This is a genomic window from Pseudomonas sp. S2_A02, from assembly GCF_054668495.1.
In genome coordinates this window covers 5,377,762-5,397,699 of sequence record NZ_CP162776.1, presented here as the reverse complement: position 1 = coordinate 5,397,699, position 19,938 = coordinate 5,377,762, and the positions used below count along the sequence as shown (strand labels likewise).

At 58.8% G+C, this 19,938-nt stretch carries 22 protein-coding genes; 1 reads left to right on the top strand and 21 read right to left on the bottom strand.

The genetic code is table 11. The annotated features are described in order from the left end of the window. Positions 1–8: 8 nt before the first annotated feature. From araG to AB4O41_RS24665, 5 genes are all read right to left on the bottom strand, one after another. Positions 9–1,553: an L-arabinose ABC transporter ATP-binding protein AraG gene (gene araG, locus AB4O41_RS24685; RefSeq protein WP_460145033.1), complete on the bottom strand. Its 1,545-nt coding sequence runs from the start codon at positions 1,551–1,553 to the stop codon at positions 9–11. Between the two features lie 66 nt (positions 1,554–1,619). Continuing rightward, positions 1,620–2,624 (bottom strand): substrate-binding domain-containing protein, encoded by a 1,005-nt coding sequence (locus tag AB4O41_RS24680; protein ID WP_460145032.1) that lies wholly within the window; start codon positions 2,622–2,624, stop codon positions 1,620–1,622. Positions 2,625–2,753: 129 nt separating this feature from the next. After that, positions 2,754–3,572 (bottom strand): SDR family oxidoreductase, encoded by an 819-nt coding sequence (locus tag AB4O41_RS24675; protein WP_460145031.1) that lies wholly within the window; start codon positions 3,570–3,572, stop codon positions 2,754–2,756. A gap of 273 nt (positions 3,573–3,845) precedes the next feature. Next, positions 3,846–4,721: an SMP-30/gluconolactonase/LRE family protein gene (locus AB4O41_RS24670; RefSeq protein WP_460145030.1), complete on the bottom strand. Its 876-nt coding sequence runs from the start codon at positions 4,719–4,721 to the stop codon at positions 3,846–3,848. 128 nt (positions 4,722–4,849) lie between these two features. Beyond that, a complete protein-coding gene (locus tag AB4O41_RS24665; protein ID WP_050683259.1) occupies positions 4,850–5,566 on the bottom strand; it encodes a FadR/GntR family transcriptional regulator in 717 nt (238 codons plus the stop codon). Between the two features lie 240 nt (positions 5,567–5,806). Here AB4O41_RS24665 and AB4O41_RS24660 point away from each other — a divergent pair, with 240 nt between their 5' ends. Then, positions 5,807–6,679, top strand: a complete 873-nt coding sequence (locus AB4O41_RS24660) for an esterase/lipase family protein (protein WP_460148415.1) — start codon at positions 5,807–5,809, stop codon at positions 6,677–6,679. Positions 6,680–6,740: 61 nt separating this feature from the next. Here AB4O41_RS24660 and AB4O41_RS24655 read toward each other — a convergent pair whose 3' ends face one another. From AB4O41_RS24655 to rpmF, 16 genes are all read right to left on the bottom strand, one after another. After that, entirely contained in the window at positions 6,741–7,301 is a 561-nt protein-coding gene (locus AB4O41_RS24655; protein WP_123494575.1) for a DUF1285 domain-containing protein, read from the bottom strand. 16 nt (positions 7,302–7,317) lie between these two features. Continuing rightward, positions 7,318–7,923, bottom strand: coding sequence for a DUF4823 domain-containing protein (locus AB4O41_RS24650; RefSeq protein ID WP_305425736.1), 606 nt, complete (start codon positions 7,921–7,923; stop codon positions 7,318–7,320). A gap of 218 nt (positions 7,924–8,141) precedes the next feature. After that, the gene (locus AB4O41_RS24645; protein ID WP_123357798.1) at positions 8,142–9,110 is read right to left on the bottom strand and encodes a GTP 3',8-cyclase MoaA; all 969 of its coding nucleotides are present in this window, start codon (positions 9,108–9,110) and stop codon (positions 8,142–8,144) included. 140 nt (positions 9,111–9,250) lie between these two features. Then, entirely contained in the window at positions 9,251–9,889 is a 639-nt protein-coding gene (locus AB4O41_RS24640; RefSeq protein ID WP_186611511.1) for a TetR/AcrR family transcriptional regulator, read from the bottom strand. 381 nt (positions 9,890–10,270) lie between these two features. Continuing rightward, positions 10,271–11,062 carry a TatD family hydrolase gene (locus AB4O41_RS24635; protein ID WP_460145029.1) on the bottom strand — a complete coding sequence of 264 codons (792 nt, stop codon included), beginning with the start codon at positions 11,060–11,062 and terminating at the stop codon, positions 10,271–10,273. 14 nt (positions 11,063–11,076) lie between these two features. Further along, positions 11,077–11,433, bottom strand: coding sequence for a PilZ domain-containing protein (locus AB4O41_RS24630; protein WP_305502880.1), 357 nt, complete (start codon positions 11,431–11,433; stop codon positions 11,077–11,079). Between the two features lie 32 nt (positions 11,434–11,465). Continuing rightward, a complete protein-coding gene (locus tag AB4O41_RS24625; RefSeq protein ID WP_447793527.1) occupies positions 11,466–12,452 on the bottom strand; it encodes a DNA polymerase III subunit delta' in 987 nt (328 codons plus the stop codon). Beyond that, positions 12,445–13,077 carry a dTMP kinase gene (gene tmk, locus AB4O41_RS24620; protein WP_460145028.1) on the bottom strand — a complete coding sequence of 211 codons (633 nt, stop codon included), beginning with the start codon at positions 13,075–13,077 and terminating at the stop codon, positions 12,445–12,447. Before tmk ends, AB4O41_RS24625 begins: the two co-directional genes overlap by 8 nt. Before the next feature lie 19 nt (positions 13,078–13,096). Continuing rightward, positions 13,097–14,317, bottom strand: coding sequence for an endolytic transglycosylase MltG (gene mltG, locus AB4O41_RS24615; protein WP_460145027.1), 1,221 nt, complete (start codon positions 14,315–14,317; stop codon positions 13,097–13,099). 3 nt (positions 14,318–14,320) lie between these two features. Beyond that, the gene (gene pabC / locus AB4O41_RS24610; protein ID WP_460145026.1) at positions 14,321–15,136 is read right to left on the bottom strand and encodes an aminodeoxychorismate lyase; all 816 of its coding nucleotides are present in this window, start codon (positions 15,134–15,136) and stop codon (positions 14,321–14,323) included. After that, positions 15,136–16,380: a beta-ketoacyl-ACP synthase II gene (fabF, locus tag AB4O41_RS24605; RefSeq protein ID WP_460145025.1), complete on the bottom strand. Its 1,245-nt coding sequence runs from the start codon at positions 16,378–16,380 to the stop codon at positions 15,136–15,138. The genes pabC and fabF overlap by 1 nt, the downstream gene beginning before the upstream one ends. A gap of 110 nt (positions 16,381–16,490) precedes the next feature. Beyond that, positions 16,491–16,727 carry an acyl carrier protein gene (gene acpP, locus AB4O41_RS24600; RefSeq protein ID WP_003442511.1) on the bottom strand — a complete coding sequence of 79 codons (237 nt, stop codon included), beginning with the start codon at positions 16,725–16,727 and terminating at the stop codon, positions 16,491–16,493. A 191-nt stretch (positions 16,728–16,918) separates the two neighbouring features. Continuing rightward, positions 16,919–17,662, bottom strand: a complete 744-nt coding sequence (fabG, locus tag AB4O41_RS24595; RefSeq protein WP_008014356.1) for a 3-oxoacyl-ACP reductase FabG — start codon at positions 17,660–17,662, stop codon at positions 16,919–16,921. Positions 17,663–17,678: 16 nt separating this feature from the next. Then, complete coding sequence (gene fabD, locus AB4O41_RS24590; RefSeq protein WP_460145024.1) at positions 17,679–18,617, bottom strand: ACP S-malonyltransferase; 939 nt, start codon at positions 18,615–18,617, stop codon at positions 17,679–17,681. Between the two features lie 124 nt (positions 18,618–18,741). After that, positions 18,742–19,752 carry a phosphate acyltransferase PlsX gene (gene plsX / locus AB4O41_RS24585; protein ID WP_460145023.1) on the bottom strand — a complete coding sequence of 337 codons (1,011 nt, stop codon included), beginning with the start codon at positions 19,750–19,752 and terminating at the stop codon, positions 18,742–18,744. Between the two features lie 3 nt (positions 19,753–19,755). Continuing rightward, complete coding sequence (gene rpmF / locus AB4O41_RS24580) at positions 19,756–19,938, bottom strand: 50S ribosomal protein L32 (protein ID WP_003179396.1); 183 nt, start codon at positions 19,936–19,938, stop codon at positions 19,756–19,758.

Sequence of the window (19,938 nt, the reverse complement as noted above, 5' to 3'; positions counted from 1 at the left end):
GTCACCTCTCAGTTCACCACGTCGGCAGCGCGTTGGCGTGGCAACGCCAGTTGCAGCAGGTTGGATTCATTGGCTTGTTCACGGGTCAGTTCGCCGCGCATCGCGCCTTCGCAGAGCACCAGGATGCGGTCGGAAATGCCCATGACTTCCATCAGGTCGCTGGACACCACAATCACCGAGATGCCGCTGGCCGCCAGGTTATGGATGATCTGGTAGATCTCGGCTTTTGCACCGATGTCGATGCCCCGGGTGGGCTCGTCGAGCAGCAGGACTTTCATTGGCATCGACAGCCAGCGACCGAGGATCGCCTTCTGCTGATTGCCGCCAGACAGGTACATGATTTTCTGCGCAGCGTTGGGCGTCTTCACCTTCAGCGCCTTGATCTGCTTGTCGGCATTGTCCTTTTCCCACAAGCTGCGCAACAGGCAGCCGAAGGTGGAATGGGCACCACGAGCGCTGATGTTGATGTTCTCGGCGACGCTGGCGAGCGGCAGGATGCCCTCCTTCTTGCGGTCCTCGGGACACAACAGAATCCCCGCTGCGATGGCATCGCGGGGCGAATGCAATTTCAGTTCACGACCGCGCAGTTCCAGGCGCCCGGCGGTGTTGCGCGTCAACCCGCTGAGCATCCGGAACAGCTCGGTGCGCCCGGCCCCCACCAGCCCGAACAGGCCGAGGATTTCACCCTTGTGCGCCTCGAAACTCACCGGCTCGCGCAAGCCCGGCCCCAGTAATCCGTCGACCTTGAGCGCCACTGCGCCGCGCGGACGGCTGCGGTAATCGTAGATGTCCTGAATATCGCGACCGACCATGCACGTCACCAACTGGTCATGGCTCAGCGCGCTCATGTCCTCGAAGGTGCGCACGAAGCGACCGTCCTTGAACACCGTCACCGCGTTGCAGATGCGGAACACTTCTTCCATGCGATGGGAGACGTAAAGCACCACTTTGCCTTCGTCGCGCAGGCGCCCGATGATCGCCATCAAGCGATCGATTTCCCTTGCCGACAGGCTGCTAGTGGGTTCGTCGAACGCAATCACATGCGCGCCACGGGACAACGCCTTGGCGATTTCCACCAGTTGCCGCTGGCCGAGGGACAAGCGCCCGACCTTCTCTTGCGGATCGATTTCATCGGCCAGGCCTTTAAGGCAGGCCAATGCCTGTTGCCGCAAAACGCCGCGATTGATCAGGCCGAAACTCGCCGGCAGATGCCCGAGAAACAGGTTCTCGGCCACGGTCATTTCCGGCACCAGGTGCAGCTCCTGATGGATCACCGCGACCCCGCTGCCAATGCTGTCGGCGGTGGACTTGAAGACCCTCGTCTGCTCGCCGATCTGCAGATCGCCGCTGCTTGGCGTGTAAGCACCGCCGAGGATTTTCAACAACGTGGATTTACCGGCACCGTTCTCGCCCATCAAGGCGTGAACCTGCCCCGGATGGGCGACGAAGCTGATGCCGTCCAGCGCCTTCACCCCGGGAAAGGTTTTGCCGATCCCGTTGAAGCGCAGGCTGCCGCCAACGCTCTGTTGATCTGTCTGTATTTGTGCGTGCATAAACCCACCTCATCACACCGGTCAGGCAGCCCCGTCGCCAGGGCTGCCGATGAAATCAACCGTGCCTCAGTTCCACAGGCCGATTTTTTCCAGTTCCTGCTTGAAGTTGTCGCGCGTGATCAGCGTAACGTCGTCCATCGCGGTGTATTTCGGCGGTTCTTTGCCGGTGGTGACCCACTCGTACATCATGCTCGCGGTGTTGTAGCCCTCGATGTGCGGGCTCGGCAGCATCGAGCCGAAGAAGCCGCTGTTGGGCTTCTTCAGTTCGCCGATAGCATCGGTGCCGTTGATGCCGATGCCGATCACGTTGGCCGCGGCAAAACCGGCGCTTTCGGTGGCGCGCACGCCGCCCAGCACGGTGTTGTCGTTCATGCCGCCAATGATCAGGTTTTTCGCCGCACCCGGAAGCTTCACCAAGGCCGAGTTGGTGGCGTCCATGCTGCCCGGTACGTCGAGGGTTTTCAGCGCCGAGAAGAGGATGTGATCTTTCGGCATACCGGCGTCTTCCAGCGCTTTGGCGGAACCGTCAGTGCGTTTTTTGCCAGTGTCGAGTTCGTTGTAGGTGTTGATCACCGCGTAGGTGTCTTTCCAGTCCCAGCCGCGTTTTTTCGCTTCGGCGGCCATGGCGGCGCCCTGCTTCTGGCCGACTTCGAAGGCTGCCATGCCAAGGTACGGCACGTGCTCCATGAACTTTCCACCGGCATCGACGAAACGGTCATCGACGGCGATCACTTTCAAACCGTTGAGCTTGGCCTTGGCCATGATGGCCGGACCGAGGGAAACGTCCGGCGGGCAGATCACGAAGCCCTTGGCGCCGTTGGCCGCCAGGCTGTCGATGGCCGAGAGGGTTTTCTCGCCATCAGGCACGGCGATTTTTATGACGGTGAAGCCCTTGTCCTTACCGGCCTTTTCAGCGAAGGCCCATTCGGTCTGGAACCAGGGCTCTTCCGCTTGCTTGACCAGAAAACCGATCTTCACTTCCTCGGCCGCCAGCAACGTACTGCTCAGGCTGACCGCGGTAACCGCCAAAGCGGTACAGCACAGGGAACGGATCCCACGACGACGTTTCATAAGCTGACTCCTTGTTATTTTTTTTGAGCGTTATTTGAAAGCCAATACAGCGGTCGAAGCATGAGCCAATAGTCATATCGTATGATGATTGGATTTCAGACGTAGTTTCGCGCTTGAAACCCGGGTTATTCAGTCGTGGTACATGACCGAGCGCCCACCATCGATGGTGATGCATGAAGCGTTAATGAACGGCGCTTCATCGCTGGCCAGGAACACAGCGGTCATCGCCACTTCAATCGGCTGGCCGATACGCCGCGGTGGATGCAGGTCGAAGGCCCGCTGACGTTCGGCATGGGGGTCGGCAAAACCGTTCCAGTAATCGACGTTCAGCTGGGTTTCGATGTAGCCCGGCGCGATGGCGTTGACGCGAATGCCTTTGGGTGCGTACTCGATGCCCAAGGCGCGGGTCAGCCCGAGCAAGCCATGTTTGGCCACCGGGTACGGGAAGCAGCCGGGAATGATGTGAGTGGAATGGGTCGAGGCGATGTTGATGATGCTGCCAATGCCCTGCTCGATCATTTGCGGCAACACGGCTTTGCAGCCATACCAGGCGCCGTCCAGGTCGATGGCGAAGCAGCGATGCCAGTCTTCCTCGGTCATTTGCAGCGGATCGCGGAACACGTTGACCCCGGCGCAGTTGACCAGCACGTCGATTCGGCCGTGAAGTTCGATGGCCAATCTGGCCATGGCGTGCAGGTCGTGCTGGCGCGACACATCGGCCTTGATCGCCACCACATCTGCGCCTTGTTCACGCCAATGCGCCGCGACTTTCTCGACTTTTTCGACCTGGATATCGCTGATGATCAGCTTGGCCTGCTGAGAGGCGAAGGTTGCAACAATCGCTTCGCCGATACCTTGAGCGGCGCCGGTCAGCAGTACGACCTTGTTTTTCAGGCGCTCCCCCTTGGGAGGTTCGGGCACCGGTGGCAAGGAAAGAGGTTCAGCCATGGATCAACACTCCTGTTCGAAGGCACGACGATAACCGGGCATCTGTCGATGTCCGGTCAAAAAGCTGTTGGGAATAGGCAGGCAGGCGCGAAAACGCCCGGGCGCCGAGGCGGCCTGAAGCACTGACTCCGCAAGGGAGTGCGGTGGAATATCGCTGCATCACTTCACCTGTTTTGTTTTTTTAAGTGTGAGTGCGTGTAACTGATGGGGCCGACTATAAACCCGACCACCAAATAATCTCAATATATAATTTTACGTCCCATATTTTGGGATCTATCCAGCAAACCGCTGACAAGCTTTTCCGGGCACATCCACTCGAATCGATAACAACGCGCCGTCCAGCGGGTGATTGAGCGGGCTTGTGGCGCTGGTGATGTACAGGGTTTTGAAGTCTTCGCCACCGAACACGCAACTGGTGGGACGGCTGACCGGCAGTTCGATCACTCGATCCACATAACCGTCGGGGTTCAATCTGAGCAGACAACTGCCGTCCCAACGGGCATTCCATATATAGCCCTCGGCATCCATCGCCGAGCCGTCGGGGCCGCCACGTTCATGGGGGCCAAGCCATACATAGGCGGTGTCCAGGTTGCCGTCGGTATGGATGAAATGCCGGTAAAGCGTGCTGTCGAGGCTGTCGGCGAAATACAGGGTTGTGCCGTCGTCGCTCCACAGCAACGTGTTGGGGATGCCTAATCCCCGAAGCAGCGGCGTGACCCGAGCATCGCGGTCGATGCGAAATAGGCCCCCCGAGCGGCGCACGACAGGCAAATCTTCGCCCTGCTCACCGATGTTGTTTTGCATGGTGCCCAACCAGAGCCGGCCCTGGGCATCGCAGCGGGCTTCGTTGGGGCGATTGCCGGGTTGCGGATCGGCGACGCAGAACAAGGTCAGCCGAGGTTCCAGGCCTGGAGAATCCAGATCCAGCCGATAAACCCCACTGCTCAATGTCACCAGGGCATCGCCACTTTCGCAGGGAATGAACGCGGACACGTGCTCCGGCATTTGCCAGATTTGCACATTGGCGCCGATCAGCCTGAGCGCTTGTTTACCGGCAATATCTACCCAATACAGCGCCTGGGTCGGTGCATCCCAGAACGGGCCTTCGCCGAGTTGCGCACGGTGTCCGGTAACCGCAGTCCACGTCATGAAACCTCCTGCATTGTTCTTGTTTTATGTGGGAGCGAGCCTGCTCGCGATAGCGGTCTGTCTGGCACATAAATGCTGGATGTACCGTTGCTATCGCGAGCAGGCTCGCTCCCACAGGGTTCGTCTGGTCAGCTAGCCTTCTTGTCGGCCATGACCTGGGGGTAGAAGCGTTTGATCGCCAGGTCCGCGTTATCGATCAGGGTCATGCAGGCCCACACACCCCGCGCGGCATCGCGGGCGGCGATGGCGTCGGCCATGTCTTTGTGGATGGGCAAGGTTCGGCGCAGTTCGTCCGGGTCGGCGGCAGACACTTCGAAAGACACTGCCAGCAACGCGCCGAGGGCCGGGACCATTTGTTCGATGAATTGATTGTGGCTGGCGGCGAGAATGCACTCGTGGAAGAACTGGTCGGCGCGGTTGTAATCGATGCCGCTGTCCACGGCCCGTTCCAGCGCGTTATAGGCCTGAAGCACCGCTTGCACTTGTTCCACTGTCGCCCGCTCGCAAGCCCAGCGCACCGCCATGGGTTCGATGGTGCGGCGCAGGTCGAGCAAGTCATCGACGAAGTTTTCCGGTAAGCCGCTGCGCGACAGCCAGCCGACGACTTGCGGATCGAAGAGATTCCAGCGCCGCACCGGCAATACGCGTGTGCCGACTTTCGGCCCGACTTCAAGCATGCCTTTGGCGACCAGGGTTTTGATGGCTTCGCGGATGACCGTACGGCTGACACCGAGCTGCTCGCCCAGATCGGCTTCGACCTTGATGGTTTCGCCGGGTTTGACCTGGCCGGCAGCGATCCAGCACCCCAGCCAGTCGACCGTCGACGCATGAAAACTGCTGGACATGGGCACCTCGTCGAGCGGTGATAAAAACAAACGACACAAAGTCGTTCGCGATGGGTGTCCACGCTAATCATCATATGATTGGGTGTCAATTGGATTTTCAGGTAGCCCACCAATGGCTGTTCGTCCGAATGCTGCCCGAAGCGCTTTGATCCCATCCACTTTGTAAACTACGGTTAGCCGCAGCAGATCGGGCAGTCAGCGATCTGCACCCCTTCAAATCCGCTATTGATAGGTATGAACATGGACATGGATGCGTCTACGAAATACCCCATTGTGTTGGTTCACGGTCTTTTCGGCTTCGATAAAATCGCCGGTTATCCCTACTTCTTCGAAATCGAAGAAGCGCTGGAACGCGCCGGTGCTCAGGTGTTTGCCGTGAATATTCCAACCGTCAACGGTAATGAGGAACGCGGTGAAAAACTGCTCGAACACGTCAACCGCATTTTGCTGGAAACCGGAGCCGCCAAGGTCAATCTGATCGGCCATAGCCAAGGCCCTCTGGCCGCACGCTACGTAGCAGCCCTGCACCCGGAAAAAGTCGCGTCGGTCACCTCGGTCAGTTGCCCCAATCATGGCTCCGAGATTGCCGACCAACTGCATAAGGCACTGACGCCCGGAGAGTTGCCCGAAGCCTTCGTATTAGCCTTGTTAAGCGCAGTCGGCACCTTCATTTCGTTGATCAGTGGCCACCCGGAAAATCCCGTGGACCCTCAAGCGGCGTTTGAATCGCTGACCAGCGCAGGATTGGCTGCCTTCAATCGCAAGTACCCGCAAGGGATGCCAAAGGTTTGGGGCGGGGAAGGCAACGAAGTTGAAAACGGCGTGTATTACTACTCCTGGAGCGGGATAGTGCAGAACTTCCAAAGCCTGCAACTCCTCGACCCGACCCATCTGAACTGTAAAGTGCTGTCGAAATTATTTTATAAAGAGAAGCACGCCAACGATGGACTGGTCGGTCAATACAGCTCGCATCTGGGCAAAGTGATCCGCTCGGATTACCCCATGGACCATTTCGACGCAGTCAATCAGATGGCAGGGATCAACAGTTGGAACGTGAGCCCGGTCATGCTCTACCTTGAACATGCCGCGCGACTCAAGAGCAAGGGTTTGTAAGCCCCCCAAAAAAAACGGCCCGTTGCAATAACGGGCCGTTTCGTTTCCAGCGCTCAGCCCCTTACGGCTCAAGCCCGATAGGGAAGAATTCGCCACCGCTCCACACGCCCAGCCAACGTTGCCCGTCGATTTCACGACTCACCGCCAGTTCCACCAGTTGGTAGAACACATTGCGGTGAATCAGCGCTTCAAGGTTGGTGCGTACATGCACGTACGGCGCGGGCTCTTGAGTGACCGGGTCGATCACCACACGCATAGGGTGCTCGGCGCCGGCATCGGCCGTTTCATCGACGTTGGTGGTAAAGCGCAAGACCTGAGCGTCACCCTCGCCTTCGACCTCCACGGCAATCGCCACGAATGGCGCGTCGTCGACCTTGATGCCAACCTTTTCGACTGGGGTAATCAGGAAGTAATCATCGCCGTCGCGGCGAATGATGGTGGAGAACAGCTTGACCATCGGCTTGCGCCCGATCGGCGTGCCCAGGTAATACCAGGTGCCGTCGCGGGCGATGCGCATGTCGATATCACCGCAGAAGTCGGGGTTCCACAAGTGGACCGGCGGCAAGCCTTTGGTTTTGGGGATTTGCCCCAACAGGTCGTTGGCTTTTTGCGGGCCACTCATGGCGTTCTCCTTTGAATTACTGGTCGCTGAGCCCCAGCAGGCTACGAGCATATTGCTCCAGCGGCGGGCCCAGCAAGTCTTCTGGCTTGTTGTCGTGGAACGTCAGTAAACCGCCACGACTCTTGATACGTGCAGTATCAATCAAATACTGGGTGCTGGTCTCGATCAACATGATCTGAATCACGCCGTTGTCGATACCGAGGCGATCCACGTGTTCCTGATCGAGCCATTCGTCCGAGTTGCCGATGCGGTCGTCGGCCTTGGCGAAACGCGTGTAGAGCAGGTAATGGGCGCCGGCGGCACGGGCTTCGCCCATGGCAGCGTCGAGGCCTTCCGGCGCGCGAGCGCGGCGGACCATCGGGAAATATTCGATAAAGCCGTTGAAGGCCTCTTCGGCCACCACGTTAGGACGCGGGTAGGCACTGCCCGGCGGCGCGAAGGCACCCTGGGCGATGTAGATGAACGAGTCCGGCTGAATGCGGAAGTTATTCACACGACGGCTGTCGCTGTGGTCCAGCAGGCCCGCGTCGCTCATGTGGTAGCGAGTCCCTTCGGCCATATCGCTGACATTCATGCAGCCACCAAGCGCCAAAACGGCCAGCAGCAAAACCAGGCTACGCATCCTACCCTCCAGAGGCCGGTGACGGAAAACCGGCGAATGGCCATGGGATGCAGCTTTTGCGCCAGCTCAACGTGCAGGGGGTGTGTCAGTTGTTTTTGGGGGTGAATGGAGGATAGCTATCGCGGGCAAGCCACGCTCCCACAGGTCATGTGTCGAATGTGGAAGCTACGGCTGACAGATGACCTGTGGGAGCGTGGCTTGCCCGCGATGAGGCCCGATCAGCCGCCAATAATCTTCATGATGGTCGCGCCACCAGAGAACGCCACTTCCTGCTTGTCTCCCAACGCCTTAACCAACAGTCGCTGCAGCGCCGGCAGCGCCTGATGACGAGGCTTGTCCAGCAAGTCGCCGACATAGTGGCGATTGCTCGACGACAGGCAGCCATGCAGCCAACCCGTGGACGACAAACGTAGACGCGAACAGGTGCGGCAAAACGGAACGCTTTCGTTGGCGATCACGCCGAAGTGGCCCAGCCCCGGAATCTGGTAGCGCACCGCCGTGGCATCGACCGGCGCATCGGCCTGAAGGTACTCGTAGCGTTCGCCGATCAGGCTCAGCAACTGCTGAAGGCTGACGAACTGCTGCAGGAAGGCGTTGGAGTCGCTGGCCAGGTGGCCCATGCGCATCAACTCGATGAAGCGCAACTCGTAGCCGCGCTCCAGGCAGTAGTCGAGCAACGGCATCACCTGATCCAGGTTCTGCCCACGCAACGGCACCATATTGACCTTGATCTTCATGCCGGCTGCGGCGGCCTGATCCATGCCGTCGAGGACGGTCGCCAGATCGCCGCCGCGCGCAATGCTGCGAAAAGCGCTGGCATCCAGGGTATCGAGGGAAACGTTGATGCGCCGAATGCCGGCGTCCACCAGTAGCGGCAGCTTCTTCGCCAGCAACTGACCATTGGTGGTCAGGCTGATGTCCGCCAGGCCCATCTGCCCGACAGCGGTCATGAAGGCTTCGAGTTTGGGGCTGACCAGTGGCTCGCCACCGGTAATGCGCAAACGCTCGATGCCCGCCGCCTCGATCAGATAGGCCACGCCGCGTGCCATGGCCTCGGCCGACAACTCATCCTGTGCAGCCACCAAGCGCTTACCGTTGGGCACGCAGTAGGTACATGCGTAGTTGCAGGCTGAGGTCAGACTGATCCGCAAATTGCGAAAACGCCTGCCTTGACGGTCAACGATCATGGATCACTCCGGCGAAAGAAGATTCGAACGCGCAAAACTTGACTCACAAATCAAGTTTTAGCAAGCCCTATGCCTGAGTATATTCCTGCGGTACTGCGCCATGTAGCTAAATCATGGCGCAACAAGAGCAACTGACGGGTTCAGCTACTCGGCGTGTCGGTATCGCGCTTGCGCTTGTTACCCATGCGCACGCCGATATCCATCAGGAACTGGAAGAAACCTTCCTGATCTTCCAGCACGTTGCTCCAGAACGGCGAGTGATACAGCGCCACGGCGCCGTGCACCAGCGCCCAGGCCGCGCAGTAATGGAAGTAAGGCGGCACGTCTTCGAGCTTGCCTTCGCTGATCCGGCCCTTGATCAGCAGGGTCAGGCGTTCGAAGTTCGAGGCGCGGATCTTGTGCAGTTCCTCGACCATCTCCGGCACCTGGTTGCCCTTGACCACCTTTTCTTCCAGGCGATCGAACAACCGATAGCGTTGCGGATCGCGCATGCGGAATTCGAAGTAGGCCCGGGACAGGGCTTCCTTGTCCTTATCAACATCGGCCGAATGCAACAGCTCGTTCAAATCGCGCTCGTAATCGAGCATCAAGCGCAGATAGATCTCCGCCTTGGATTTGAAGTGCTTGTAGATCGTGCCTTTGCCGATACCGACGGCATCAGCAATCATCTCGACGGTGACACTGTCTTCACCTTGGTCGAGGAACAGCTTGAGCGCGGTATCGAGAATTTCTTGCTCGCGGCGACGAAACTCACGGACCTTACGAGGTTCTTTATGCATAAGAAAAGGTCTGTAGGGGTCAAAATTCGAAGCCGCGTATTATGCCTAACTTACGCCAAAATGCACGGATCATCCGACCATATATGTGTTTCTTGATGAATTCGCACACCATCGCCGGCTGATGAGAACTCAACCGAAGCGCGCGTATTCCAAATTTGTTTAAAAACCCGACCAGCTAAACTGGACTCGGCGCAATACTGATCAATACTTCAACTGTCGGCGAGGCATCTCCCCCAAGTGTCGCGCCGATGAAGGTACCAAAGGATTGCGTGCCTTTGTTTTACTCCTAATGGTCTTAACCCGGATTCACCCCCAGAACCCGGGTTTTTTTGCCTGCGATTCAGTGGCCAAAAACCCCACAGGCTGCGATCTTTTCTAACGTTACACCGATGCCCTGACGTGCGCCAACGGGAATAAACGCTTGAAATTATCGGTGGTCTGCTCGGCAAATCGCTCGTAGGACTCACCTCGCAACATTGCCAGAAATTCCGCTACCTCACGCACGTACTGCGGCAGGTTCGGTTTGCCGCGATAAGGGATCGGCGCCAGGTACGGCGAGTCGGTTTCCACCAGCAACCGGTCAGCTGGCACCTTGCTGGCCACATCCCGCAGGGCATCGGCATTGCGAAAAGTGACAATACCGGACAAGGAAATGTAATACCCCATGTCCAGCGCGACCTTGGCCATCTCCCAGTCTTCGGTGAAGCAATGCAGCACGCCCGCCTGAGGCAGTGCAGCTTCGCGCAGCAGCTCAAGGGTATCGGCCCGCGCGCCACGGGTATGGATGATCACCGGTTTGCCGGTCTGTTGCGCCGCTTGCAGGTGCAGGCGGAACGATTCCTGCTGCAACGCTGCCGCTTCCGGCTCGTAGTGATAATCCAGACCGGTTTCACCGATCGCCACCACCCGCGGATGATTGAGTTCGCGCAACAGCCAATCCAGCGCCGGTGCGGCACCCGGCTGCACATCGAGTGGATGCACGCCGACTGAACAGTCGACATCGTCGTAGCGTTCGGCCAGGGCTTTGACGTCTGCTGCGTTATCGGCGCTGACGCCAATGCACAGAAAGTGCCCTACCCCGCGTTCACGTGCCGCATCGAGCGCGGCATCCAGGGAGCCGTCATGGGCGGTGAGGTCGAGGCGGTCAAGGTGACAATGGGAATCTACGAGCATAAAAGGACTGCAACTTACATCGTATGAGTGGGACGGTCGGACTTCAGGGCTCCGGCCAGATGGGTTTCGATTCGACTGCGCGCGGTGTTGTCGCCTTCGTTGAATTGCACGCCAACCCCGGCGGCGCGATTGCCCTGGGCACCTTTGGGGGTGATCCAGGTAACCTTGCCGGCGACCGGAATCTTTTCCGGTTCGTCCATCAGGTGCAGCAACATGAAGACCTCATCGCCCAACTTGTAGCTCTTGTTGGTCGGGATAAACAGGCCACCATTTTTGATGAATGGCATGTAGGCCGCGTAGAGCACGGCCCTGTCCTTGATGGTCAGGGACAAGATGCCGTTGCGCGGCCCTGGACTGACAGGTTCATTCATACTGACCTCCATTTCGGATGATCAGAGTCTAGTCACTTCTGGGTAGGCAAGGATACCCATTGCACCAACAGCGCCTCCAGCAACAATGCCGGATTGAGGTTGGCTTTGCTCATCACTTTCTGGCGCTGGGCGAGGATCCAGTCCTGGATATTCAGGACTTTGTCTTGTGCGGACTTCTGCGCCAGGTATTGAATCACCTTGCGCATGTCTGCCAGGCCCAGCCCTGCTTCATCCTGAGTCAATTGATAACGCAGGATCAGGCTCGACCAGTCGCAGAACCAGTCGAACAGCAGCAACATGGGAATGGTTTTCCACTCCTCGGCCAGTTGCGTTGGCGATTGCTGCTGCTTAAGCAGTTTCTTTACTCCTTCAACCACCAGCGCCCGCTGCTCGCGCACGCCCTGCGCCTGCAATTTGACCGCGGCCAATGGCGAACCGGCGGCGAGGGTCAGCAGTTCAATGCGCTCTTCTTCCGAACAGTCCGGCAAAGCGCTGGCCAGCCAAGCCAGACTCATCGCTTCACTAGGCAACGGACAGGCCTGCTGAACGCAGCGGCTCTTGATGGTCGGCAACAGACGGCTGGTCTGGTGGCTGACCAACAGCAAAACGGTGTCGCCGGATGGTTCTTCAAGGCTTTTCAGCAAGGCGTTGGCGGCATTGATGTTCATCGATTCGACCGGTTCGATCAGCACCACTTTGCGCCCGCCCATCTGCGCGGTCTGAACCACGAAGCTGACCAGATCACGCACCTGATCGACCTTAATCGCCTTGTCTGCTTCTTCCGGTTCCAGGATGTAGTTGTCGGGGTGACTGCCAGCCTTCAGCAACAAGCAGGATTTGCACTCACCGCAGGCGTCTTGGGCGGTCGGGCGCTGACACAAAAAATGGGCCATCAGACGCTCGGCCAGTGCACGCTTGCCGATCCCGGCCGGGCCATGCAGCAAATAGGCGTGAGCGTGTTGGGCACGCCCGGCCAATTGCTGCCAGAGACTGTCCTGCCACGGATAGGCTTCAGCCACGGGTCAGCTCCAGCAGACGCGGCAACAAAACATCAAGAGACTGCTGAACCTGTGCCAGCGGCTGAGCGGCATCCACCAGGACATAACGCGCAGGATCCGCTTTGGCGCGCTCGAGGAAGGCTGTGCGCACTGCATCGAAAAACGCTCGGCCTTCGAGCTCGAAGCGGTCCAGTCGACCGCGGGCGCTGGCGCGGGCCAGGCCCACTTCTACTGGCAAATCGAAGATCAGCGTCAAATCCGGGCGCAGATCGCCCTGGACGAACGTTTCGAGGGCCGCGATGCGCTCCAGCGACAAACCACGACCACCGCCCTGGTAGGCATAGGTCGAATCTGTAAAGCGATCGCACAGGACTACCGCGCCACGGGCCAGTGCCGGGCGGATCACCTCGGCCAGATGCTGGGCTCGCGCGGCGAACACCAGCAGCAGCTCGGTGTCGGGGTTCATGACCTCATCGACCGGCGCCAACAGCACGTCACGGATCCGTTCGGCCAAGGGCGTGCCGCCAGGCTCCCGGGTCAACACCACCTCGATCCCGGCGGCGCGCAGACGTTCGGCCAGGTATTCGCGATTGGTGCTCTTGCCGGCACCTTCCGGGCCTTCCAGGGTAATAAACAAGCCAGTCACAGGCAGTCCTTAGTCAGAGTCATTGCGGGCTTTGCGGCGCGGGCGCATCCGCTTCGGGTGCTGGCGCAGGTTCTTGTGCAGGCTCTTGCTCTTGTACAGAGTCTTGCCCGGAATCTTGCGGCGCTACTGGCGGCATTTCTTCGATCGCCGTGTCGGGCGAAGCTGCCGGGATTGGCGCCTGAGCATCCTCCGTCGGCGGCGTAACAGTCGGCGCAGGGCTGGAACGATAATCGGCGCGTCGATTGATCTGGAACTCGCGCACCGCATTGTTGTGGGCGTCCAGATCATCGGAGAACACGTGGCTGCCATCACCGCGCGCGACAAAATACAGGCTGTTGCCGTGCGCCGGATTCAACGCCGCATGGATCGCTTCGCGGCCCACCATCGCAATCGGCGTCGGCGGCAGGCCAGCAATCATGTAAGTGTTATACGGCGTCGGCTCCTTGAGATGAGCGCGGGTCAACTTGCCGTTGTAACGATCACCCAGACCGTAAATCACGGTTGGATCAGTCTGCAACAGCATGCCCATCTCCATACGCCGCACGAACACGCCGGCGATCTGCCGACGCTCCTGCGGCACACCGGTTTCCTTTTCCACCAGCGAGGCCATGATCAGCGCCTGATAGGGCTCGGTGTAAGGGACGTCGGCAGCGCGCTGGTTCCATTCCTTGAGGAGGACCTCATCGAGGCGGTCGTAAGCTTTCTTGAGCAGATCGACGTCGGTCATGCCGCGCACGAAACGATACGTGTCGGGGAAGAATCGCCCTTCGGGGAAAATCCCGCTGTGCCCGAGCTTGTCCATCACTTGGCTGTCGCTCAGACCGTTGAGGGTCTGCTCGAGTTTTTCATCCTTGGCCAGGGCCGCGAGAACCTGATGGAAATTCCAGCCTTCGACCAGCGTCAGGCTGTACTGCACCATTTCTCCGCGCTTCCACAGGTCGATCAGCCCGTTGACTGTCATACCGGGCACCATGCGGTATTCGCCGCTGTGCAGCGGCTGCCCTGCCAGATTAAAGCGCCAATACACACGCAGCCAGAAAGCGTCTTTGATGACGCCATCGGCTTCGAGTCGAAGGAAGGTGCGGTTTGGCGTAGTGCCTTTGGGCACTTCCAGCAGCTCTTCCTGGGCGATGTTCAGCGGCTGTTCCAGCGCCGAATCGATTTTCCAGGCGCAAGCGCCCGCCAACAGCCCCGCCAGAACCAATCCGGTTTCCAGCAGCAGCAAGAATTTACGTCTCACGAATCAAGCATCCAGTAGCGCACGAGCAATGGTTTGGAGTTTACGGGTGAGCGGCCCAACCGGCCAGCTCAGTGCCGCATAGGCGCGCACCGGCCAAACGCCATACACGCTGTTGCAGACAAAGACCTCGTCAGCCCATTGCAGCTGCTCGAGGGTGATATCGGTGATTTGCGTGGGAATCCCCAATGACTCGGCTTGAAACAATAATTCGGCACGCATCACGCCCGACACGCCACAGCGCTTGAGATCGGCGGTCACCAGCACGCCATCGCGTACCAGGAACAGATTGCTGAACACGCCTTCGATCACCCGTCCGACCTGATCCAGCATCAAGCCTTCGGCATGCTCGGTGTCCTGCCATTCGGAACGGGCGATAACCTGCTCCAGACGATTCAGATGCTTGAGACCGGCGAGCAGTGGTTGTTTGGAAAGCCGTGTCGCACAAGGAAACAGCCGAACGCCCTGCTCCGCATGAACAGCCGGATAAGCCGCAGGAGGATTGCCTTGCAGAATACGTCGAGCCTGAGCCGAGGGATCGGCGGCATAACCGCGCAGGCTGTCGCCGCGGGTGAGGATGAGTTTGAGCACGCCCTCGCCCAGCGCGGCAGCATAGGCCAGCAGCTCCGCGCGGATCAGTTGATGATCAGCGACAATCGCCAGGCGCGAACAACCCTGCGCCAGTCGCGACAAATGTCGATCCAGCAGCAGCGGCTGCCCGCCCTTGACCAAAAGGGTCTCGAACAGACCATCACCGTAAGCCAGGCCGCGATCCTTCAGCGACAAAGCGTCAGCCGGTTGACCGTCGACCCAGCTGTCCATCAGTCAGCGAACCGGCGGAACACCAGCGAGCCATTGGTACCGCCAAATCCGAAGGAGTTGGACAGCACCACGTCGATATCCATGCCACGCGCGGTGTGAGGTACGAAGTCGAGGTCGCAACCTTCGTCCGGCTCATCAAGATTGATGGTCGGCGGTGCTACCTGACTGTTGATTGCCAGTACGCTGAAAATCGCCTCGACCGCGCCCGCCGCACCCAACAGGTGACCGGTCATGGATTTGGTCGAACTGACCGCCAGCTTGTAGGCGTGATCGCCGAACACGGATTTGATCGCACAGGCTTCGGCGAGGTCGCCCGCCGAGGTCGAAGTACCGTGGGCGTTGATGTATTGAACCTGATCGCCATTGATCTTCGCATCACGCAAGGCATTGGTGATGCAACGCGCAGCACCCGCGCCATCGGCCGGTGGCGAGGTCATGTGGTAAGCATCGCCACTGGTGCCGAAACCGATCAGCTCGGCGTAAATGGTCGCGCCACGGGCCTTGGCGTGTTCCAGCTCTTCGAGCACCAGTGCGCCGGCGCCGTCGGACAGCACGAAGCCATCACGGCCCCTGTCCCATGGACGACTGGCACGGGTCGGCTCGTCGTTGCGGGTCGACAGTGCGCGGGAGGCACCGAACCCGCCCATGCCCAGACCACACGCGGCCATCTCGGCACCACCGGCGATCATTACGTCGGCTTCGTCGTACATGATGTTGCGTGCCGCCATGCCAATGCAGTGCGTACCGGTGGTACACGCCGTGGCGATGGCGTAGTTAGGTCCCTGTGCGCCCAAGTGGATGGACAGGAAACCGGAAATCATATTGATGATCGAACCAGGCACAAAAAACGGAGAGATCCGTCGTGGGCCGGAATCATGCAGCGTACGGCTGGTTTCTTCGATATTGGTCAGACCGCCAATACCCGAGCCCATGGCCACACCAATCCGCTCGCGATTAGCGTCGGTAACCTCAAGACCTGCGTTACGCACGGCTTGAAAACCTGCAGCCAGACCATATTGAATGAACAGGTCGAGTTTGCGAGCTTCCTTGACCGACAGGTATTCCTCGACATTGAAGCCCTTTACCGAACCGCCAAAACGGGTGGAATAGGCAGAAAGGTCGGTGTGTTCGATCAGACCAATGCCACTGCGGCCAGCCAGAATGCCCTGCCAACTGCTCGGCACATCCGTGCCCAGTGGCGACAACATACCCATACCGGTGACTACGACGCGTCTACGCGACACAGCACTCTCCTTTTTTCAAATGACGACTTTGCATCAGGCCTAAAGGAAAAAACCGCACGCCATGATGGCAGTGCGGTTTTTCCATGACAGCGAGCAACGATTACAAGCTATTAAGCCTGATGGTTAGTAACGTAATCGATTGCGGCTTGTACAGTAGTGATCTTCTCAGCTTCTTCGTCAGGGATTTCGGTCTCGAATTCCTCTTCCAGAGCCATCACCAGCTCAACGGTGTCAAGGGAGTCGGCACCCAGGTCTTCAACGAAGGAAGCAGTGTTGACCACTTCTTCTTCTTTAACGCCCAGTTGCTCAGCAACGATTTTCTTGACGCGCTCTTCGATGGTGCTCATACCTTGTTTTCACTCCTAATGGACAAATTCAGGCAGCTGGCCGGTGGGTAAGTGTATAGAAAGACTTTTCAGTTTTTCAACTGAAAGCTTCACTCCTCAAACCCGGCGACCCTCTGTCGATAAATAGATTGCAGCTTTATAACGGATTTTAGACAGCTCGTATGACATTTTTTTGAAGCAATCCGTCACATTTAACTCATGTACATCCCGCCGTTCACCGGGATTGTAGCCCCAGTAACGTAAGCCGCACCGTCGGATGCAAGAAAAGCGACCACAGACGCGATCTCTTGAGCTTGCCCCAGACGACCCAGCGGAATCTGCGTCTGCAAGGCTTCACGCTGCGCCTCGGGCAGTTCACGGGTCATATCGGTGTCGATGAACCCAGGGGCCACCGAGTTTACCGTAATCGAACGCGAACCGACTTCACGCGCCAGTGCACGGCTGAAACCTTCCAGACCGGCCTTGGCGGCAGCATAGTTTACTTGGCCTGCGTTGCCCATGGCACCCACAACCGAACCAATACTGATAATTCGTCCCCAACGGGCTTTGGTCATGCCGCGCAAAACACCCTTGGACAGACGGAACAGACTGTTCAGATTGGTATCGACGACGTCATGCCATTCGTCATCTTTCATGCGCATCATCAGGTTATCGCGGGTGATACCGGCATTATTGACCAGGATCGCCGGCGCACCGAATTGCTCCTGAATGCTCGCCAGAACGGCCGCAACGGACTCGTCGCTGGTGACATTGAGTTCCAGGCCAGTGCCCTGAATACCATTTTCTTTCAGGGTCGCAGCGATACGCTCAGCCCCCGAAGCGGAAGTCGCGGTGCCGATAACAATGGCACCCTGACGACCCAATTCCAGAGCGATAGCCTGGCCGATACCACGGCTGGCACCGGTGACCAATGCAACTTTACCTTGCAGGCTCATGCAAGCTTCTCCTTGTTCAGGCCAGCGCTGCACGGGCGGCAGCGAAAGCGTCTGGGGTATTGAGGTTAGAGGTCGACACGCCTTCGGCGCAACGTTTGTTCAAACCGGCAAGTACTTTGCCTGGGCCGCATTCGACCAGTTCGGTCGCGCCCTTGGCAGCCAGCGCCTGGACCGACTCGACCCAGCGTACAGGCTTGTAGAGCTGTTCAAGCAGATCGCGCTTGAGGGTTTCCAGATCGACCGGCACGTTGGCGCTGACGTTCTGTACCACAGGAATCTGCGGCGCCTGCCAGTCGATCGCTGCGATCGACTCGGCGAACCGCTCGGCGGCTGGGCGCATCAATTCGCAATGAGACGGCACGCTGACCGGCAATGGCATGGCGCGCTTGGCGCCACGTGCCTTGCAGCCTTCGATGGCGCGCTCGACCGCAGCCTTGGCGCCAGCGATTACTACCTGGCCCGGGGAGTTGAAGTTCACCGCGCTAACCACTTCGCCTTGTGCCGCTTCGGCACAGGCTGCCAATACGTCGGCGTCTTCCAGGCCAAGGATTGCGGCCATGCCGCCTTGCCCGGCCGGAACAGCCTCTTGCATCAACTGACCGCGACGCTCTACCAATTTCACTGCGTCGCCCAGGCTCAGACTGCCTGCAGCCACCAGGGCGCTGTATTCGCCCAGGCTGTGACCGGCAACGTAAGCCGGACGCGCGCCGCCTTCAGCCAGCCACAGGCGCCACAAGGCGATCGAGGCGGTCAGAATGGCCGGCTGGGTTTTATCGGTTTGATTGAGTTGTTCTTCCGGCCCTTGCTGGGTCAGTGCCCACAGGTCGTAACCCAGAGCATCGGAAGCTTCTTTGAATGTTTCGAGGACCACCGGATGTTGCGCGCCCAACTCGGCCAGCATGCCGAGGGACTGCGAACCCTGTCCTGGAAAGACGAATGCGAGGGAAGCAGACATGTAACAAGCCCCTAATGATCTTGTCGTCGGAGAATGACGTCCCGTTTCTGGAACGCAAGAAACTCACAGTTGGATGGCCCATTGAACTGAGCGGTCACATTTAAGCATTGTCCGACGAAAACGCCTAAGGCAACAAATCTTCCAGGCGCCCGTGAAGCCGTTCCGGCAAGTTTTCCTGGATCTCGATCAACGCGCGCTGAATCGCACTCTGAAAACCCTGCACCCCCGCCGAACCGTGGCTTTTCACGACAATTCCCTGCAAACCGAGGAAACTTGCGCCGTTATGACGTGCCGGCGCCAGTTCGGCCTGCAAGCGCTTCATCAGCGGCAGCGCCAATGCGCCCACCACTTTCGACGCGAGATTTTTCTTGAACAGCGCCTCTATGCGCCCGGCAATCATGGTCGCCAGACCTTCGCTGGACTTGAGCAGGATATTGCCGACAAAGCCGTCACACACCACCACATCCGCTTCGCCACGGTACAAACCGTCACCTTCGACAAACCCGATGTAGTTGATGCCACGAGCACTCTGCAACAAGGTGGCCGCCAGCTTTACCTGCTGATTGCCCTTGATGTCTTCAGTGCCGATGTTCAGCAATGCGACCCTTGGGCGAACGATGCCCAGGGTTTCTGCCGCGACCGAGCCCATCAAGGCAAACTGCAACAAGTGCTCAGCGCTGCAATCGACGTTGGCACCCAGATCGAGCAACTGGCAGTAGCCTTTCTGCGTCGGAATGGCCGCGATCATTGCCGGCCGATCGATACCCGGCAACGTTTTGAGCACAAACCGTGACAACGCCATCAGTGCACCGGTGTTACCCGCACTGACGCAGGCCTGGACCTTGCCGTCGCGCAGCAACTCCAGCGCCACGCGCATCGACGAATCGGGTTTTCCGCGCAAGGCCTGGGCAGGTTTTTCGTCCATGGTGATGACTTCGGACGCTGGCGTAATCGACAGGCGCGCGCGATCCACAGCCGATTGACTGGCGAGCAATTCTTCAAGAAGAGAGGGTTGACCGACGAGGGTCAGGTGCAGCGAGGGCGTAGCAGACAGACAAGCAAGGCTGGCCTGAACAATGCTGCGGGGACCGAAGTCCCCGCCCATTGCGTCAATCGCGATGACTTGAGCGGACAAGGATTACTCGTCAGCGCCCTTGTCGATCACTTTACGACCACGGTATACGCCTTCTGGCGATACGTGGTGACGCAGGTGAACTTCACCGGTGGTTTTTTCTACAGACAGGGTGCTAGCCTCGAGAGCGTCGTGCGAACGACGCATGTCACGGGCAGAGCGGGATTTTTTGTTCTGCTGAACAGCCAT

What these genes read in the sequence shown, in the direction of transcription:
- araG (WP_460145033.1), bottom strand. Translation starts at nt 1,553, where the DNA reads ATGCACGCACAAATACAGACAGATCAACAGAGCGTTGGCGGCAGCCTG.
- AB4O41_RS24670 (WP_460145030.1), bottom strand. Translation starts at nt 4,721, where the DNA reads ATGACGTGGACTGCGGTTACCGGACACCGTGCGCAACTCGGCGAAGGC.
- AB4O41_RS24645 (WP_123357798.1), bottom strand. Translation starts at nt 9,110, where the DNA reads ATGATCGTTGACCGTCAAGGCAGGCGTTTTCGCAATTTGCGGATCAGT.
- acpP (WP_003442511.1), bottom strand. Translation starts at nt 16,727, where the DNA reads ATGAGCACCATCGAAGAGCGCGTCAAGAAAATCGTTGCTGAGCAACTG.
- AB4O41_RS24630 (WP_305502880.1), bottom strand. Translation starts at nt 11,433, where the DNA reads ATGAATGAACCTGTCAGTCCAGGGCCGCGCAACGGCATCTTGTCCCTG.
- rpmF (WP_003179396.1), bottom strand. Translation starts at nt 19,938, where the DNA reads ATGGCTGTTCAGCAGAACAAAAAATCCCGCTCTGCCCGTGACATGCGT.
- AB4O41_RS24680 (WP_460145032.1), bottom strand. Translation starts at nt 2,624, where the DNA reads ATGAAACGTCGTCGTGGGATCCGTTCCCTGTGCTGTACCGCTTTGGCG.
- AB4O41_RS24675 (WP_460145031.1), bottom strand. Translation starts at nt 3,572, where the DNA reads ATGGCTGAACCTCTTTCCTTGCCACCGGTGCCCGAACCTCCCAAGGGG.
- AB4O41_RS24635 (WP_460145029.1), bottom strand. Translation starts at nt 11,062, where the DNA reads ATGCTCGTAGATTCCCATTGTCACCTTGACCGCCTCGACCTCACCGCC.
- AB4O41_RS24655 (WP_123494575.1), bottom strand. Translation starts at nt 7,301, where the DNA reads ATGAGTGGCCCGCAAAAAGCCAACGACCTGTTGGGGCAAATCCCCAAA.
- fabG (WP_008014356.1), bottom strand. Translation starts at nt 17,662, where the DNA reads ATGAGCCTGCAAGGTAAAGTTGCATTGGTCACCGGTGCCAGCCGTGGT.
- AB4O41_RS24640 (WP_186611511.1), bottom strand. Translation starts at nt 9,889, where the DNA reads ATGCATAAAGAACCTCGTAAGGTCCGTGAGTTTCGTCGCCGCGAGCAA.
- AB4O41_RS24660 (WP_460148415.1), top strand. Translation starts at nt 5,807, where the DNA reads ATGGACATGGATGCGTCTACGAAATACCCCATTGTGTTGGTTCACGGT.
- AB4O41_RS24650 (WP_305425736.1), bottom strand. Translation starts at nt 7,923, where the DNA reads ATGCGTAGCCTGGTTTTGCTGCTGGCCGTTTTGGCGCTTGGTGGCTGC.
- fabD (WP_460145024.1), bottom strand. Translation starts at nt 18,617, where the DNA reads ATGTCTGCTTCCCTCGCATTCGTCTTTCCAGGACAGGGTTCGCAGTCC.
- pabC (WP_460145026.1), bottom strand. Translation starts at nt 15,136, where the DNA reads ATGGACAGCTGGGTCGACGGTCAACCGGCTGACGCTTTGTCGCTGAAG.
- AB4O41_RS24665 (WP_050683259.1), bottom strand. Translation starts at nt 5,566, where the DNA reads ATGTCCAGCAGTTTTCATGCGTCGACGGTCGACTGGCTGGGGTGCTGG.